This is a genomic window from Agromyces sp. GL_144, from assembly GCF_057834305.1.
Genome location: NZ_CM174399.1, coordinates 2,462,020 through 2,476,158, shown reverse-complemented (window position 1 = coordinate 2,476,158; position 14,139 = coordinate 2,462,020). Strand labels below are relative to the sequence as shown.

16 protein-coding genes and 1 pseudogene are annotated in these 14,139 nt (G+C 71.0%); 8 read left to right on the top strand and 9 right to left on the bottom strand.

The features are described 5' to 3' along the window. Positions 1-72 precede the first annotated feature (72 nt). A complete protein-coding gene (locus AC3IPY_RS11320) occupies positions 73-1,008 on the top strand; it encodes an aldo/keto reductase (RefSeq protein WP_489184393.1) in 936 nt (311 codons plus the stop codon). A gap of 22 nt (positions 1,009-1,030) precedes the next feature. Here the strand turns inward: AC3IPY_RS11320 and AC3IPY_RS11315 are convergent, their stop codons facing one another. From AC3IPY_RS11315 to AC3IPY_RS11305, 3 genes and pseudogenes are all read right to left on the bottom strand, one after another. Continuing rightward, positions 1,031-1,747, bottom strand: a complete 717-nt coding sequence (locus AC3IPY_RS11315; RefSeq protein ID WP_489184392.1) for a VanZ family protein — start codon at positions 1,745-1,747, stop codon at positions 1,031-1,033. Beyond that, a complete protein-coding gene (locus AC3IPY_RS11310; RefSeq protein WP_489188306.1) occupies positions 1,744-2,829 on the bottom strand; it encodes a sensor histidine kinase in 1,086 nt (361 codons plus the stop codon). Before AC3IPY_RS11310 ends, AC3IPY_RS11315 begins: the two co-directional genes overlap by 4 nt. A gap of 127 nt (positions 2,830-2,956) precedes the next feature. Then, positions 2,957-3,613 (bottom strand): annotated as a pseudogene (locus tag AC3IPY_RS11305) (response regulator transcription factor); the annotation flags it as partial. Positions 3,614-3,814: 201 nt separating this feature from the next. Between AC3IPY_RS11305 and AC3IPY_RS11300 the strand changes: the two are divergent. After that, positions 3,815-4,357 carry a M15 family metallopeptidase gene (locus tag AC3IPY_RS11300; RefSeq protein ID WP_489184391.1) on the top strand — a complete coding sequence of 181 codons (543 nt, stop codon included), beginning with the start codon at positions 3,815-3,817 and terminating at the stop codon, positions 4,355-4,357. 46 nt (positions 4,358-4,403) lie between these two features. On the opposite strand, the gene AC3IPY_RS11295 is transcribed toward AC3IPY_RS11300, so the two are convergent. Continuing rightward, positions 4,404-4,793 carry a winged helix-turn-helix transcriptional regulator gene (locus tag AC3IPY_RS11295; RefSeq protein WP_489184390.1) on the bottom strand — a complete coding sequence of 130 codons (390 nt, stop codon included), beginning with the start codon at positions 4,791-4,793 and terminating at the stop codon, positions 4,404-4,406. A gap of 83 nt (positions 4,794-4,876) precedes the next feature. Between AC3IPY_RS11295 and AC3IPY_RS11290 the strand changes: the two genes are divergently transcribed. Continuing rightward, positions 4,877-5,263 carry a nuclear transport factor 2 family protein gene (locus tag AC3IPY_RS11290; RefSeq protein WP_489184389.1) on the top strand — a complete coding sequence of 129 codons (387 nt, stop codon included), beginning with the start codon at positions 4,877-4,879 and terminating at the stop codon, positions 5,261-5,263. Positions 5,264-5,327: 64 nt separating this feature from the next. On the opposite strand, the gene AC3IPY_RS11285 is transcribed toward AC3IPY_RS11290, so the two are convergent. From AC3IPY_RS11285 to AC3IPY_RS11270, 4 genes are all read right to left on the bottom strand, one after another. Further along, on the bottom strand, positions 5,328-6,062 hold the full coding sequence (locus tag AC3IPY_RS11285; protein ID WP_489184388.1) for an alpha/beta fold hydrolase: 735 nt from the start codon (positions 6,060-6,062) through the stop codon (positions 5,328-5,330). A gap of 44 nt (positions 6,063-6,106) precedes the next feature. Continuing rightward, entirely contained in the window at positions 6,107-6,685 is a 579-nt protein-coding gene (locus AC3IPY_RS11280) for a TetR/AcrR family transcriptional regulator (RefSeq protein WP_489184387.1), read from the bottom strand. Then, positions 6,685-7,584 carry an alpha/beta fold hydrolase gene (locus tag AC3IPY_RS11275; RefSeq protein WP_489184386.1) on the bottom strand — a complete coding sequence of 300 codons (900 nt, stop codon included), beginning with the start codon at positions 7,582-7,584 and terminating at the stop codon, positions 6,685-6,687. The genes AC3IPY_RS11280 and AC3IPY_RS11275 overlap by 1 nt, the downstream gene beginning before the upstream one ends. An 80-nt stretch (positions 7,585-7,664) precedes the next feature. Beyond that, complete coding sequence (locus AC3IPY_RS11270) at positions 7,665-8,990, bottom strand: flavin monoamine oxidase family protein (protein WP_489184385.1); 1,326 nt, start codon at positions 8,988-8,990, stop codon at positions 7,665-7,667. A 170-nt stretch (positions 8,991-9,160) separates the two neighbouring features. On the opposite strand from AC3IPY_RS11270, the gene AC3IPY_RS11265 reads away from it, so the two are divergent. Continuing rightward, positions 9,161-9,718, top strand: coding sequence for a PadR family transcriptional regulator (locus AC3IPY_RS11265; protein WP_489184384.1), 558 nt, complete (start codon positions 9,161-9,163; stop codon positions 9,716-9,718). Between the two features lie 5 nt (positions 9,719-9,723). After that, a complete protein-coding gene (locus AC3IPY_RS11260) occupies positions 9,724-11,457 on the top strand; it encodes an ABC1 kinase family protein (protein ID WP_489184383.1) in 1,734 nt (577 codons plus the stop codon). A gap of 41 nt (positions 11,458-11,498) precedes the next feature. Here AC3IPY_RS11260 and AC3IPY_RS11255 read toward each other — a convergent pair whose 3' ends face one another. Next, a complete protein-coding gene (locus tag AC3IPY_RS11255; RefSeq protein WP_489184382.1) occupies positions 11,499-12,194 on the bottom strand; it encodes an NAD(P)-dependent oxidoreductase in 696 nt (231 codons plus the stop codon). A 56-nt stretch (positions 12,195-12,250) separates the two neighbouring features. Between AC3IPY_RS11255 and AC3IPY_RS11250 the strand changes: the two genes are divergently transcribed. The 3 genes from AC3IPY_RS11250 (at position 12,251) to AC3IPY_RS11240 (ending at position 14,121) form a co-directional block, all read left to right on the top strand. Further along, the gene (locus tag AC3IPY_RS11250) at positions 12,251-12,739 is read left to right on the top strand and encodes a MarR family transcriptional regulator (RefSeq protein ID WP_489184381.1); all 489 of its coding nucleotides are present in this window, start codon (positions 12,251-12,253) and stop codon (positions 12,737-12,739) included. 43 nt (positions 12,740-12,782) lie between these two features. After that, a complete protein-coding gene (locus AC3IPY_RS11245; protein ID WP_489184380.1) occupies positions 12,783-13,622 on the top strand; it encodes an ABC transporter ATP-binding protein in 840 nt (279 codons plus the stop codon). Between the two features lie 103 nt (positions 13,623-13,725). Next, positions 13,726-14,121, top strand: a complete 396-nt coding sequence (locus AC3IPY_RS11240; RefSeq protein WP_489184379.1) for an SHOCT domain-containing protein — start codon at positions 13,726-13,728, stop codon at positions 14,119-14,121. Positions 14,122-14,139: the final 18 nt, after the last annotated feature.

Here is a 14,139-nt window from a genome sequence, read left to right as displayed (position 1 = left end):
CTTCTACTCTCGCGCTGCCTAGCGTGGATGTGCAACCCGAAGACACGAAGAACCCTGTGAAAGGACCGTCTGTTGAAGACCTTCACGCTGACCGGAACCGAGATCGTCGTCCCCAACGTCGTGCTCGGCATGATGCGCATCGCCGACAAGACCGACGACGAGGTGCGCGAGCTCGTCGGCGCCGCACGTGACGCCGGCATCGACTTCCTCGACCACGCCGACGTCTACGGCAAGGACCTCCACGGATGCGAGCGTCGATTCGCCGAGGCGCTGGCGCTGACCCCGTCGCAGCGAGACGAGATCACCATCCAGACCAAGGCGGGCATCGTGCGCGACGGCCCCTACTTCGACTTCTCGTACGAGCACATCATCGAGTCGGTCGAGGGCTCGCTCGCGGCGCTGCAGACCGATCGCATCGACATCCTGCTGCTGCACCGCCCCGACGCGCTCGTCGAGCCGGAGGAGGTCGCGCGCGCCTTCGACGAACTCGAGGCGGCGGGCAAGGTGCGCGCCTTCGGCGTCTCCAACCACACGCCGCGCCAGATCGACCTCCTGCGCCAGGTCGTGCGGCAGCCGATCGTCGCCAACCAACTGCAGCTGTCGATCACCCACGAGCCGATCATCGCCCAGGGCGTCGCCGCGAACATGCTCGACGAGCCGCAGTCGGTCATGCGCGACGGCGGCGGCATCGTCGACTACTGCCGCCTGCACGGCATCACGATCCAGGCGTGGTCGCCGTTCCAGGCCGGCTTCTTCAACGGGGTGTTCCTCGGTTCGCCCGACTACCCCGAGCTCAACGCCGTCATCGACCGGCTCGCGGCGAAGTACGACGTGCCGCCCATCGCGATCGCGACCGCGTGGATCACCCGTCACCCTGCCCGCATGCAGGTCGTGCTCGGCACGACGAGCCCCGAGCGCGTGGCCGGTGCGGCACAGGGCTCCGAGATCCCGCTCACGCGCGCCGAGTGGTACCAGCTCTTCCGCACGTCGGGGCACCTCGTGCCCTGAGCACGGCTCGGCGCATCCGCGTTCAGAACGCGCTGAACGATCCCGCGAGGCACTGCTGGGCGCGCGACACGCGGTCTGGAAGGCCGGCCACGCTCGCGTCCCCACCGGCGCCCGGCGCCCCGCGCGTCGGGACCCGGACGTCGGGCTGCGGCCCGTAGCTCAGCGGCGAGGCCACGAAGATGACGGTCAGCAGCAGCGCGAGTACGGTGAACACCGAGCAGACCCGAGCCATGACGAGCTCGGTCCGCACTCCCAGCCGGCGGCGCACGAGAACGAGCAACCCGAGGCCGAGAAGGCCGCCCGCCGTGTTCGTGATGACGTCGGTGATGTCGGAGCTGCCCACCGCCAGCACGTACTGGGCGACCTCGAGCGCGATGCTCGCGCCGGCGACCGTGGCCACGACCCTCCACCACGGCCACGCCGGCGCGAGCAGGCCGAGGTAGAGGCCGAACGGGACGAAGATCAGCACGTTCGCGATGACCTCGGAGGGCGCACTGGCGCCGTTGCAGGCGTCGGCGATGAACGGGACGAGCTTGACCTGGCGCAGCCCGCCGGTGCCGAACGACGCGAGCTCGAGCTTGAAGAGCACGAGCCAGGCGAGCAGCACGAGGTACAGCGTGAACAGCGCGGCCAGCAGCGCGTGGCGGCTCGGGCGCCGCGACCCGCCGGCGCCACCCGCCGATGTGCCCGCCGATGCCTGCGCCGACGCCGAGTCCCGTGGCCGTTCCTCGACGCTCATCGGGCGGCGTCCGATGCCGATGCCGACGCGGCCGGGAGCCGCACGGTCACGCGCAGCCCGCCCTCGGGCGCGCCCGTGATCGAGAGCGTTCCGTCGTGCGCCTGCGCGATGCTCTTGACGATCGCGAGGCCGAGGCCGACCCCGCCGTGATCGCCGCGGATGCGCTCGGTGCCCCGCTGGAACGGCTCCGTGAGCGTGGCCGCCACGTGCGGCGGGAGGTGCTCGCCCGTGTTCTCGACCCTGAGCGTGACGGCGCCGCCGTCGACCGCGGTGGCGACGTGCACGGTGCCGTCGTCGGGCAGGTTGTGCACGATGGCGTTGTGCACGAGGTTCGTGGTCAGCTGCAGCAGCAGGGCGGACGAGCCGAGCGCGAGCGCGACGTCGCCGGAGGTCTCGATCGCGACGCCGCGCTGCTCGGCGAGCGGAAGCAGGGTCTCCGCGGCCTGCTCGGCGAGCAGTGACAGGTCGACCCGCTCGCGGGTGAATGACCGCTGATCTGCGCGGCTGAGCACCAGCAGCGCCTCGGTGAGGTCGATCGCCCTGGCGTTGACGGCGATGAGGCGGTCGATGAGCTCGCCGTGGTCGCTGGCCGGATCGTTGCGGGCGACCTCGAGCAGCGTCTGCGTGATCGCGAGCGGCGTGCGCAGCTCATGCGAGGCGTTCGCCGCGAACCTCCGCTGTTCGGCGACGTGCGCCTCGAGCCTTGCGAGCATCGCGTCGAAGCTGTCGGCGAGCTCGCGGAACTCGTCGTTGCTGCCCTCCAATTCGATTCGATACGACAGGGTTCCGTTCGCAGCCCGGCGCGTGGCATCCGTGATCCGTGCGAGGGGCACGAGCATGCGCCCGGCGAGGAACCAGCCGCCGCCGAGCCCGATGACGAGCAGGAACAGGATGACCCACCCGACCGCGGGGCCGAATGCGCGCACGAGGTCGTCGCGCCCTGGCACGAATCCCTCGATCGTCTGGATCGCCTCGCCGGGCACGTACCGCAGCAGGAAGAGCCACACCGCAGCCAGCAGCAGGACGCTCGCCACGAGCAGGAACCCCGCATAGCTGAGGGCGAGCTTCAGGCGCACGCTCAGGCCCGGCGTCCTCCTACCCACGATCGAGGCCCTCGGGGCGAGCGGATGCCTCGGGGCGAGCGGATGCCTCGGGGCGAGCGGATGCCTCGGGGCGAGCGGATGCCTCGGGGGCGATGTCCGGCGCACCGGTGTCGATGCGGTAGCCGACGCCGGGAACGGTCGCGATCAGCCACGGCTCGCCGAGTCGCTTGCGCAGGGCGGAGACCGTGATGCGCACGGCGTTCGTGAACGGATCGGCGTTCTCGTCCCAGGCCCGCTCGAGGAGCTCCTCGGCGCTGATGACGCCGCCCTCGGCGGCGACGAGCACCTCCAGCACGGCGAACTGCTTGCGGGTGAGCGCGACGTAGCGGCCGTCGCGGAAGACCTCCCGGCGGAACGGGTCCAGTCGGAGGCCGGCGATCTCGCGCACGGGCGGCCGATTGTGCGCACGTCGTCGGTCGAGCGCCCGAAGCCGGAGCACGAGCTCCTGGAGTTCGAACGGCTTGGTCAGGTAGTCGTCGGCGCCGAGCCCGAAGCCCGAGGCCTTGTCGTCGAGGCGGTCGGCGGCGGTGAGCATGAGGATCGGCATGCCGCTTCCGGAGGCCACGATGCTGGCGGCGACCTCGTCGCCGGACGGTCCGGGAATGTCCCGGTCGAGGACCGCGAGGTCGTAGGTGTTGATGCTCAGCAGTTCGAGTGCGGTGTCGCCGTCGCCCGCGATGTCGGCCGCGATCGCCTCGAGGCGCAGCCCATCGCGGATGGCCTCCGCCATGAACGGTTCGTCCTCCACCACCAGTACTCGCATGCTGGCCATGCTAGGAGCCGGTGCATATCGTCGGCGTATCCGAATCCCGATACGGGCTCGCAACGCGTCGCCGCGTTGGCTGGCGGGATGAGTCACCATGCACCAGCTCGAACCCGTTCTCACGCTCGCACGCCCAGGATCCTCCGGTTCGCCGCTGCGGGTCTAGGCATCGTCATCGCGATCACGCTGATCGGCACCGTCGTGCATCAGGCGGCCTCGTCCGCGGACTCGCGCGGCGACCGTTCGCCCGGCGCGCGCGGTGTGGTGCTGCTCCCGAACGATGGCGCGGCCACCGAGGCCGACGGCGTCCTGCCCGACGGCGTCTCCGTCTTCGACGAGCAGTACGCCGGCGTCGTGAACCTCGATCCCGACCTGCTGCGGGCCGTTCGCGAGGCGGCGACGGATGCCGCGGACGACGGCATCGAGTTCGTCGTCAACAGCGGCTGGCGCTCGCCGGAGTACCAGGAGCAACTGCTCGACGAGGCCGTCGGCGAGTACGGCTCGCGCGAGGAGGCGGTCAGGTGGGTCGCCACGGCCGACACGTCCGCCCACGTCTCGGGGGATGCCGTCGACCTCGGCTCGTACGATGCCGACGCCTGGCTGGCGGAGCACGGCGCCGACTACGGGCTGTGCCCGATCTACGACAACGAGCCCTGGCATTTCGAGTTGCACCCCGACGCGATCGACGCGGGTTGCCCCGACACGTACCGCGACCCCACGCAGGACCCGAGGATGCAGCCGTGATCACCCGGGCGGCGCCGGGCACGGGGCCGGCGCGGAGCGCCCGGAATCACTCGGTCTCTGCGGCGCCGAGGATGAGCGCGTCCCGGTCGTCGTCGAACCTCGTCCGGGCGACGAGCACCTCTTCGACATGAGCCTCGGCCCAGACCTGCAGCGCCACCAGGGGCTCATGGAGGGTGCGACCGAGCGTCGTCAATCGATAGCGTGCCGGAGCGCCGGGGTCCGTGACGTGCTCGATCATGCCGTCGCGTTCCAGGGCGCGCAGGGTGTCGGTGAGCACCTTCTTCGTGATGCCCTCCACCCGCGTGTGGAGTTCGCCGAAGCGCATCGGCTCGTCGTGCAGGAGGATCACGATCATCGCCGTCCACTTGTTCGCGATGCGGGCGAGCGACTCGCGTGACGGGCACCTGGCCGAGAAGACGGTCCATTCTCGTGTCATGTCGTTCCCCCGGTCACGTTGAAGTAACCTCGCTCCGTTTGCCATCGTGGCTCCCACAGTACCGATGAGAGAAGGAGCAACGCATGTCTGCAGCCGAAGCCGTTGGACGTTACGGAGCCGCCGCCGCGACCGGGGACATGGTGGCCCTCGCGGCGACCCTGAGCCCCGATGCCGTCTGGCACCAACCGGGCCGCAACCCGCTGTCGGGCGACCATGTGGGTCCCGACGCGATCGTGGCGCACCTCGGCCGCTTCATGGAACTCAGCGGCGGCTCGTTCGCCCTGTCGACGGAGTCCGTGACGGAGGCGGGCGCACTGGTGGCCACCACCGTCAGGTTCACCGCATCGCGCCCAGGGCGCGTCGACCTCGACCAGCGCGGTGTCGACGTGTTCCGCGTCGAGGGCGAGAGGATCGCCGAGATCTGGTTGATCAGCGAGGACCAGGACGAGGAGGACGCGTTCTGGAGCTGAAGGCGTGGCCCGGCCGCCGGGTGATCGGGTGGGCGACGCCGTCGCAGCCCGACGCTCGCCGCAGCTAGTCGCGCATCCAGTCCCGCAACCGATGTGCGAGCCACTCGGGCCGCTGCAGCGGGATGCCGTGACCGCAGCCGTCGACGATCTCGACGGAGCTGTCGGGGAGTCCCGCGTGCAGCGACTCGGCCGACGCCCGCATGAACGCCCGCTCACCCGCCCCGGCGAAGATCAGCGCCTCGCCGGGGAACGCGGCCCAGCCGGTCGGGATCGTGAACCGGATGTTCTCGCCGACGGCCGCGAGCAGGGACGGCCTCGACATGGACGACGAGGTTCGAAGGTAGTCGGGGAGCAGATGCTCCGGCACGAAGAGCTCCTTCGCCTGCAGCCTCGCGAACCGCTCGTTCCTCGCCAGGCCCGCGGTGGCTCCGAGCAGCGCGAGTGTCAGCCGCGGCGCGGGCGTGGGTCTCGTCTGCGCGCTGATGATCACGACCCGGTCGACGAGGTCGGGCCGACGGGACGCGAGCATGATCGCCAGCTGGGCTCCGAGCGAGAACCCGACGACGGTCGCGGGCGTGCTCGCCTGCTCGAGCAGGGTCTCGAGTTCGGCGACGGTGCGGTCGTGCGACCGGTAGTCCTCGTCGGAGCTGCGGTCGTGTCCGGGAAGGTCGGGCACGACGAGGTGCAGGCCCGGGTCGAGGTGCGCGATCAGCGGCTCCCACATCCACCCCGCGACACCGCCGCCGTGCAACAGCATCACCGTTCGCCCGCGCTCGTCTCCGACCGTGTGCACGTGCATCCGTCCTCCTTCGATCTGCGGTTCGAACGACTCGGCCCGTCGCGTCACGGCTCGAACGTCGAGACCATGCGGGCGAGCGACTCGATGGCGCCCTCGAGCTGTGCGGACGTCATCGGCCCGATGATCCTGCTCGCCGAAAGCAGGCCGATCGTCGCGCTCGAGAGCGCGAGGGCGAGATGCTCGGGATCGAGGTCGGCGGCGAGACTGCCGCGGGCCTGCAGGTCGCGCAGCCACATGACGACACCCGCGTGGCGCGCCCGGTACCGGCCGTCGGTGACGGTGTCGACGTGGCTGCCGAGCACGCTCCGATCGTCGAGCAGGGCGGCGGTCATCAGCCGGTCGTCGAGCAGGGCCCGCAGGGCGGCGCGGTAGGACTCGCTCAGCGGTGGGTGCTCGCCGAGCTCGGCGTCGACGCGGTTGCGCATGCGGTCGTTCGCGCGGAGCAGCAGCGCGTCGAGGAGATCGTGCTTGCCCGCGAACTCGAGGTAGACCGCGCCCTTGCCGATGCCGGCCTGTTCGGCGACGGCGGCGACGCTCATCGCGTCGAAGCCGCGGGCGAGCACCAGGTGCTCGGCCGCATCGAGGATGCGTTCGCGTCGGTCGGGGATGCGCGGTCTCGGCATCAGTCGCGGCCCCCGCGTGCGAGTTCGTTCAGGAACGCCGACATGGCCGGGATGACGACATCGGGTCGATCGCGTTGCACCCAGTGCCCGGCGTCGGGGATCGCCAGCAGTTGGCCGTGGGGCAGGAGTTCTGCCGCCGCCCGCGCGCGGGCGAGCGGGACGCCGCTGTCGCGCTCGCCGTGGATGAAGAGGACCGGGGTCGCGATGGTCGGGAGTCGTTGCGTGTAGTCGGTGCGGAGGCGGCTCCAGAGCACCTGGTCGCGCTGCCATTCGCCGAACACCTCGAGCCCCTCGCTCGCGGCGGTCTCGTCGATGACGGCCCGCACGAGCTCCGGCGTTCGCGCGTCGGGGTTCCGCACGATGTCGCGCAGTCCGCGTTCCATCGCCGCGGCGTTGCGTGCGTACGACCGGGTCATGGCCGTGAGGATGCCCGTGCGTACCATGGCGCAGATGAGGAGCTGGTTCGGTCGGCCGAGGATTCCGTCGGTGAGGCGCGGCATGATGCCGTAGCTGCCGAGCAGCAGTGCGCCTCGGGCACGGCCCGGTCGGTCGAGGAGATGCCCGAGGGTCAGGCCGCCGCCGAGGGAGAGCCCGCCGACGACGTAGTCGTCGAGTTCGAGGGCGTCGACGAGCTCGCCGACGTAGGCGACGAGGCGCTCCTGCGTGAGCGGCCACGCGGCCCGTGGGCTCCGGCCGAAGCCCGGATGGTCGGGCGCGACGACTCGGTGCCCGGCCTCGGCCAGCGCCGGGCCGACCTCGCCCCACGACAGTTCGGCACTGTCGGTGCCACCGCCGTGCAGCAGCAGGACGGTCGGGCCGGCCGGCGCTGCCGGCGCCCACTCCAGCACGGAGACCATCGCACCCGTCACCGTGATCGTCGTTCGTCGCGCCGTGGCCATCGCGGACACCCTCCAGTCGTTGTGACCAGAATAGCGCATCTGGTCACAACGAAGGTCGGCGGATGCCTCGAGCGGGGCGTTCAGTCGGACCAGATCGTCTCGAGCGGCAGGTCGCGCTGCAGGATGTTCGATGCCGCACGGTGGCCGGAGAGCATGGCCGCCGGAACCGTCGCGGGGTCGTCCGTCCAGGTCGCCTCGCCCGCGAGGTGCAGCACCCCGCCGACCGGAGTGGCGAGGTCGTCGTGATCGGCCGTCGTGGAGCCGACCGTCATGTAGGCGTACGAGCCGTGGCTGAACGGGTCGTCCTGCCAGGCCGTGACGTGCACGTGGTCGGGCTGCTCGACGCGGTCGCCGTAGAGGCGGCGCAGCTGTGCGAGCACCGACTCGACGACCCGCGCCTCGTCCCAGTCGCGGATCGCCACGGCCGCGGGCCCGGCCGCGAAGGTGAGCAGTGTGGGGGTGCCGTGCAGCGGTGAGAGGTCGTACCAGGAGTGCCACCAGCGGCTCTCGGCGCCCTGCTGCCGGATCGCATAGACCCCGTCGTCCCAGAACCTCGTCGGGAAGCGCAGCACGATCTTCTCGAACGCGTTCATGCGAAGCCGGGACAGTGCGCCCGCGATCGGCTCGGGAAGCGCCGGCTCGATGGCGAACGCGCCGGACTGGAGCACGCCGACCGGCACCGTCACGACGACGCCGTCGGCGGTCAGCTCGCCGCGCTGCGTCGTGACGGTCACGCCGTCGGCAGACCACCTCACGCGGGAGACGACCTGCTCGAGCCGCACGTCGAGACCCTCCGCGAGGCGCGACGGCAGCCGGTCGTAGCCGTCGGGGAAGACCACCTCGTCGCCCTCGACCACGTCATCGTCGAGGCCGTGCGCGGCCAGGTCCTCGATCCAGGCGCCGTACTGCTCCTCCGATCGGTGCTCGAGGTACTCGCGCACGCGCTGGGTGCGCTCGGCGTCCCAGTCCTGCCGGGCGAGTGCCTCCTCCGTCACGTCGCGGTACGAGGCATCCGCAGCGGATCCCGCGACGACGTCGAGCAGGGTCGCGTCGACGGCGTGGACGTCAGCGGCGAAGCGCTGCGCCGAGGCATCCGGGAGTCGTGCTCCGTCGGGTCCGTAGTACGCGATCGGTCGGCTGTCGGGCTGGTAGCCGCCGACCGTGAACTCGACGGTGCGCATGCCGAACGCCTCGGCCGCGGCGGCGACCGGGCTGTCGGTGATGCCGTGGATCCACGAGGCGCCGAGGTCGGTGACGAGTCCGTCGCCGCGATCGGAGACGACCCTGCCGCCGACCCGGTCGCGGGCCTCGAGCACGACCACGCGGCGGCCGGCCCTCGCCAGCAGTCGTGCCGCGGTCAGGCCCGCGACCCCCGCGCCGATCACGATCGTGTCGTAGTGCTCCATCGCCGTCTGCCTCCGTCGCATCGTGCCCACTCGTACTCCGACGCTATCGCTCGGTCGTGTCCTGCACCGACCTCCGTTGCCGAGCGGATGCCGCGTGCACGGCGTCCCCCTATCGCTCGCGCTCGTTCCGCTATATCGTTGAGTATCGTTCATCGAGGGAAGAGGTTGTCATGAGTGGATCGTTCCCAACCGGCGGGTTCCCGGCCGGCGGGTTCGCCGGCCCCCGCGCCGAGGGCATCTGGCAGGCCATGGAGCAGCTGCGCTCGACCTTCGAGAAGCGCGCGGGCAGCCGTGTCGCGCGGGGCGACGTGCGGGCCGCGGTGCTCGCGCTGCTCGCCGAGCAGCCCATGCACGGCTACCAGATCATCCGCGAGATCGAGGAGCGCAGCGGCGGCAGCTGGAAACCCAGCGCCGGATCGGTCTACCCCACCCTGCAGCTGCTCGCCGACGAGGGCCTCATCAGCGCCGAGGAGTCGAACGGCCGCAAGACCTTCTCGCTCACCGACGCCGGGCACGAGGCCGTCGCGCACTCCGCCGGCGCCGCGCCGTGGAGCCCGCAGGGGGCGACCGACGCCGCAGGGGCGTCCGCGCTGCCCAAGGCGGGCTTCGAGCTCGCCCAGGCCGCCGCCCAGGTCGGGCGCACCGGCACCCCCGAGCAGGTGCAGCAGGCCGTGACCGCGCTCGACGAGACGAGACGACGGCTCTACGCGATCCTCGCCCAGGACTGACGCGGGTGGCATCCGTTCCCGGTGCCGGCGACACGCGCGCCAGGTACCGCCGCATCCTGCGCTTCGCCGGCTGGAACCTCTCGGTGACGTGGTGGTACGAGCTGTTCCTGCCGCGCATCGGGCTCGCCAAGTTCGCCGAACGCAGCCGATCGAAGCGCATGCGACGCTTCGCACAGCGCTTCCACGTGCTCGCGGTCGACCTCGGCGGACTCATGATCAAGGTCGGGCAGTTCATGTCGTCGCGCCTCGACGTGCTGCCGCCCGAGATCACGGCCGAGCTCGCCGGCCTGCAGGACGAAGTGCCGCCGGTGCCCTTCGAGGCGATCCGCGCGCTCGCCGAGGCCGAGCTGGAGCTGCCGCTCGAACGGGCCTTCGCCTCGATCGAGCAGGCGCCCATCGCCGCGGCCTCGCTCGGCCAGGCGCATCGGGCCAGGCTCGGCCCGGCCGATGCCGCCGATACCGGCCTCGAGGGCGTCGTCGTCAAGGTGCAGCGGCCCGGCATCGACCGCATCGTCGACGTCGACCTGGCCGCCCTCCGCAAGGTGGCCGGGTGGCTCAGCCATGTGCGGCTCGTCTCCGACCGCGTGAACACGCACGCACTCGTCGAGGAGTTCGCCCAGACGAGCCTCGAAGAGATCGACTACGTGCACGAGGCGGCGAGCGCTGAGCGGTTCGCCGCGGACTTCGCCGACGACGACCGCGTGAGCGTGCCGGGCATCGTCTGGGAGCGCACGACGCGGCGCGTGCTCACCCTCGAGGACGTGACGGCGATCAAGGTCACGGATGTCTCGGGCCTCGCGGCCGCCGGCATCGATCCGGCCGAGGTGGCGCCGGTGTTCGCGGCGGTCATGTTCGACCAGCTCTTCACGAACGGCTTCTTCCACGCCGATCCGCACCCGGGCAACATCTTCGTCACGCCGCTCGGGGCCGACGCGGTCGGCGCCGGGGCGGGCGCCGGCCGGGAGACCGCCGTCGAGCCGTCGGCGCAGCCGTGGAAGCTGACCTTCATCGACTTCGGCATGATGGGCGAGGTCCCGGCGGGCACGCGGAGCGGTCTGCGCAAGCTCCTGATCGCGGCGGCCACTCGCGACGGCAAGGGCCTCGTCGACGCGGTGCGCGAGGTCGGCGTGCTGCTGCCCTCGGCGGACACCGGTGAGCTCGAGCGCGCGATGACGCAGCTGTTCGCCCGGTTCGGCGGCATGGGCTTCGCCGAGCTGCGCGAGGTCGATCCGCGCGAGTTCCGCGACTTCGCCGAGGAGTTCGGCCACGTGGTGCGCTCCCTGCCGTTCCAGCTGCCCGAGCATTTCCTGCTCATCGTCCGGGCGATGTCGCTCACCTCCGGCGTGTGCAGCGCGCTGGACCCCGGGTTCAACCTGTGGGACTCCATCGAGCCGTACGCGACCAAGCTCATCCGCGACGAGCGCGGCAACGTCGTGCAGGACCTCGCGAAGCAGGCGGTCGAGATCGCCGGCATCGCCCTCGCGCTGCCGAAGCGGCTCGACGGACTCGTCACGCGCATCGAGCAGGGATCCGTCGCGGTGACGAACCCGACCCTCGAGCGGCGGGTGGCCCGGCTGGAGCGCACCGCTCGCCGCGTGGTGTCCGCCGTGCTGTTCGGGGCGCTCCTCGTCGCGGGTGCGGTGCTGCGTGCCGACGACGTGGTCCTCGGAACGGTGCTCATGGCGGCGTCGGTGCTCCCGTTGCTGCACGCCCTGTTCGCGGGTCGCAACGGTCGCTGAGCCGGCGGCGCGTCGCCGCCCGCGGGCGAGTGGGCTCGTGCCTACTTCTTGCCCAGGGCCTCGCGCGCGATGACCTGGCCCACGGTCGGAGCGCCGGCCGAGGTCGACACCGCGACGACCTTGCGCGCGAACTCGTCTTCGGTCGCCTGCCGCAGCAGCACGTTCGCCAGGTCGGCGCGAGAGGTGAAGGGCCCCGGCGTGTAGCGCTCGGCGCAGTCGTAGTCGCTCACGCCCGTCGCGTCGAACAGGCCCGACGGACGAACGATCGTCCAGTCGACGTCGCTGGCCGTGACGATCGCCTCCATGCGGCGCATGTCGGCGTAGAGCTGGCGGCCGAACACGTTGACGATCAACGGCTGGAGCAGCTTCTCGAAGAAGAACCCGCCGTGCGGGCCGGCTTCGGGGTCGAGGGCACTCGAGCTCACGCAGGCGAAGCGACGGACCCCGTGCATGCGCATCGCCGTGAGGATGTTCGTCGCGCCGTCGGAGTAGACGCTGATCGGCTGCCGGCCGTAGGGCACCCCGAGCGCGGAGAGCACGGCATCCGCACCGTCGACGACCGAGGCGACCGCGACGGCATCGTGCACGTCGGTCGCGACGACGCGCAGCGCATCGCCGGTCAGCGGGAATTCCGCGGGGGAGCGCGTGACGGCCGTCACGGCATGACCCGCCGCCAGGGACTGTTCGACGAGGAGTCGGCCGGTCGGCCCGTTGGCGCCGAAGATGACGAGGTTCATGGGATGTCTCCGCTACTCTGTATTCAGGAACCGATATAATACGGAAACGATAACATATGAATGAAGAACCAGTGGCGGCATCCGATCGCCGACGGCAACGCCGCGCGGCCGCGGAGCTGAAGAACACCCTGCGCGGCCTGCGGGTGCAGTTGTCCGTGCTCAACCACCAGGTCGGCGTGGCCGCAGAGCTGCGCGACGTCGACCTCGACTGCCTCGACCTCATCGCGGCGAACGGACCGACCAGCCCGAGCACGCTGGCCCGACTCGCCGGCCTGCACCCCGCGACGCTCACCGGCATCCTCGACCGTCTCGAGAAGGGCGGATGGATCGCCCGCGATCGCGACACCGCCGACCGGCGCTCGGTGCTCGTGCGGGCGCTGCCCGAGCGCACGCGCGACATGTTCCGCCTCTACGGGGGCATGAACGACCGCATGGACGACCTCTGCGCCGGCTACGACGTCGAGCAGCTCGAGCTCATCCGCGGGTTCCTGCACCGGGCGACGCTCGCCGGACAGGAGGCGACCGAGCAGTTCGGAGTCGCCTGAGTCACGCGCCTTCCCCGCACCCGGGTCCCGTAGCATCGCTCGGGTGACCGGAACCGCCCCAGGCCTCGCCGTCGACCCCCGTACACCCGTCCTGCGCCTCGACGGGGTCACGTTCGCGCGCGACGAGCGGACGATCCTCGACCGCATCGACCTCACCGTGCATGCGGGGGAGCACTGGGCGCTCCTCGGACCGAACGGCGCGGGAAAGAGCACGATCCTCGGGTTCTGCGGCGCCGTGACGCACCCCACCGCCGGCACGGTCGAGGTGCTCGGCGGCCGGCTCGGGCGCGTGGAGCTCCAGGCGTTGCGCCGCCATATCGGACACGTGAATCCGAGGCATCCGCTGCGCTCGCCGGCGACCGTGCGCGAGGTCGTGCTCACCGGCCTCACGGGCACCGTCGAGACCGCGATGCGCTGGGAGGCCGCCGCGGCCGACCTGGAGCGGGCCGACTCGCTCATCGAGCTCATGGGCCTCGCCGATCGAGCGGATGCACGGTGGCCGACGCTCTCGCAGGGCGAACGGGGTCGCACGCTCATCGCGAGGGCGCTCATCGCGGAGCCCCGACTGCTACTGCTCGACGAACCGTCGACCGGACTCGACGTCGCCGCCCGCGAGCAACTGCTCGAGACCGTCGACGCGCTCGAGCGGTCGCATCCCGAGGTCGCCTCGATCCTCGTCACCCATCACCTCGAGGAACTGCCGACCACCACCACCAACGCGCTGCTCATCGCGCACGGCCGCACGGTCGCGATCGGTCCGGCATCCGAGGTGATCACCGGTGACCTCGTGTCGGTCGCGTTCGAGCACCCGATCGACGTGGAGTACCGCGACGGCAGATGGGGCGCTCGTGCCCGACGCGCCTCGACGCGAACCCTCGCATGAACACGCGGGGCGCGCCTCTTCCGCGGCCGCCCGCGCACCGATAGGTTGAGCGCCAGACGGCCTCGACAGCATCGCGGCCACCGATTTCGAAAGGATGCCGCCCATGGGCTTCTTCGCCACCGTCTGGGACTGGTTCTGGTTCAGCTTCTGGATCTTCGCGTACATCGCGTACCTGTTCACGCTGATCTACATCGCCATCGACATCTTCCGGTCGCGCGACCTCAACGGCTGGCTGAAGGCCCTCTGGGTGGTCCTGCTCGTCTTCTTCCCGTTCATCACCGGCCTCGTGTACCTGATCGTGCGCGGCCAGGGCATGGCCGAGCGCTCGGCGGGCACCAGGCCCGAGATCGTCGAGTACTCCGACGACGAGGTGCGCCAGGTCTCGTTCGCCAATCCGACCGACGAGATCGCGAAGGCCGCGGCGCTGCGCGACCAGGGCGTCATCAGCGAGGGCGAGTTCCAGGCCCTCAAGAACAAGGCGCTGGGCAACAAGTTCTGAGCCCGGATGCCGCGGCGC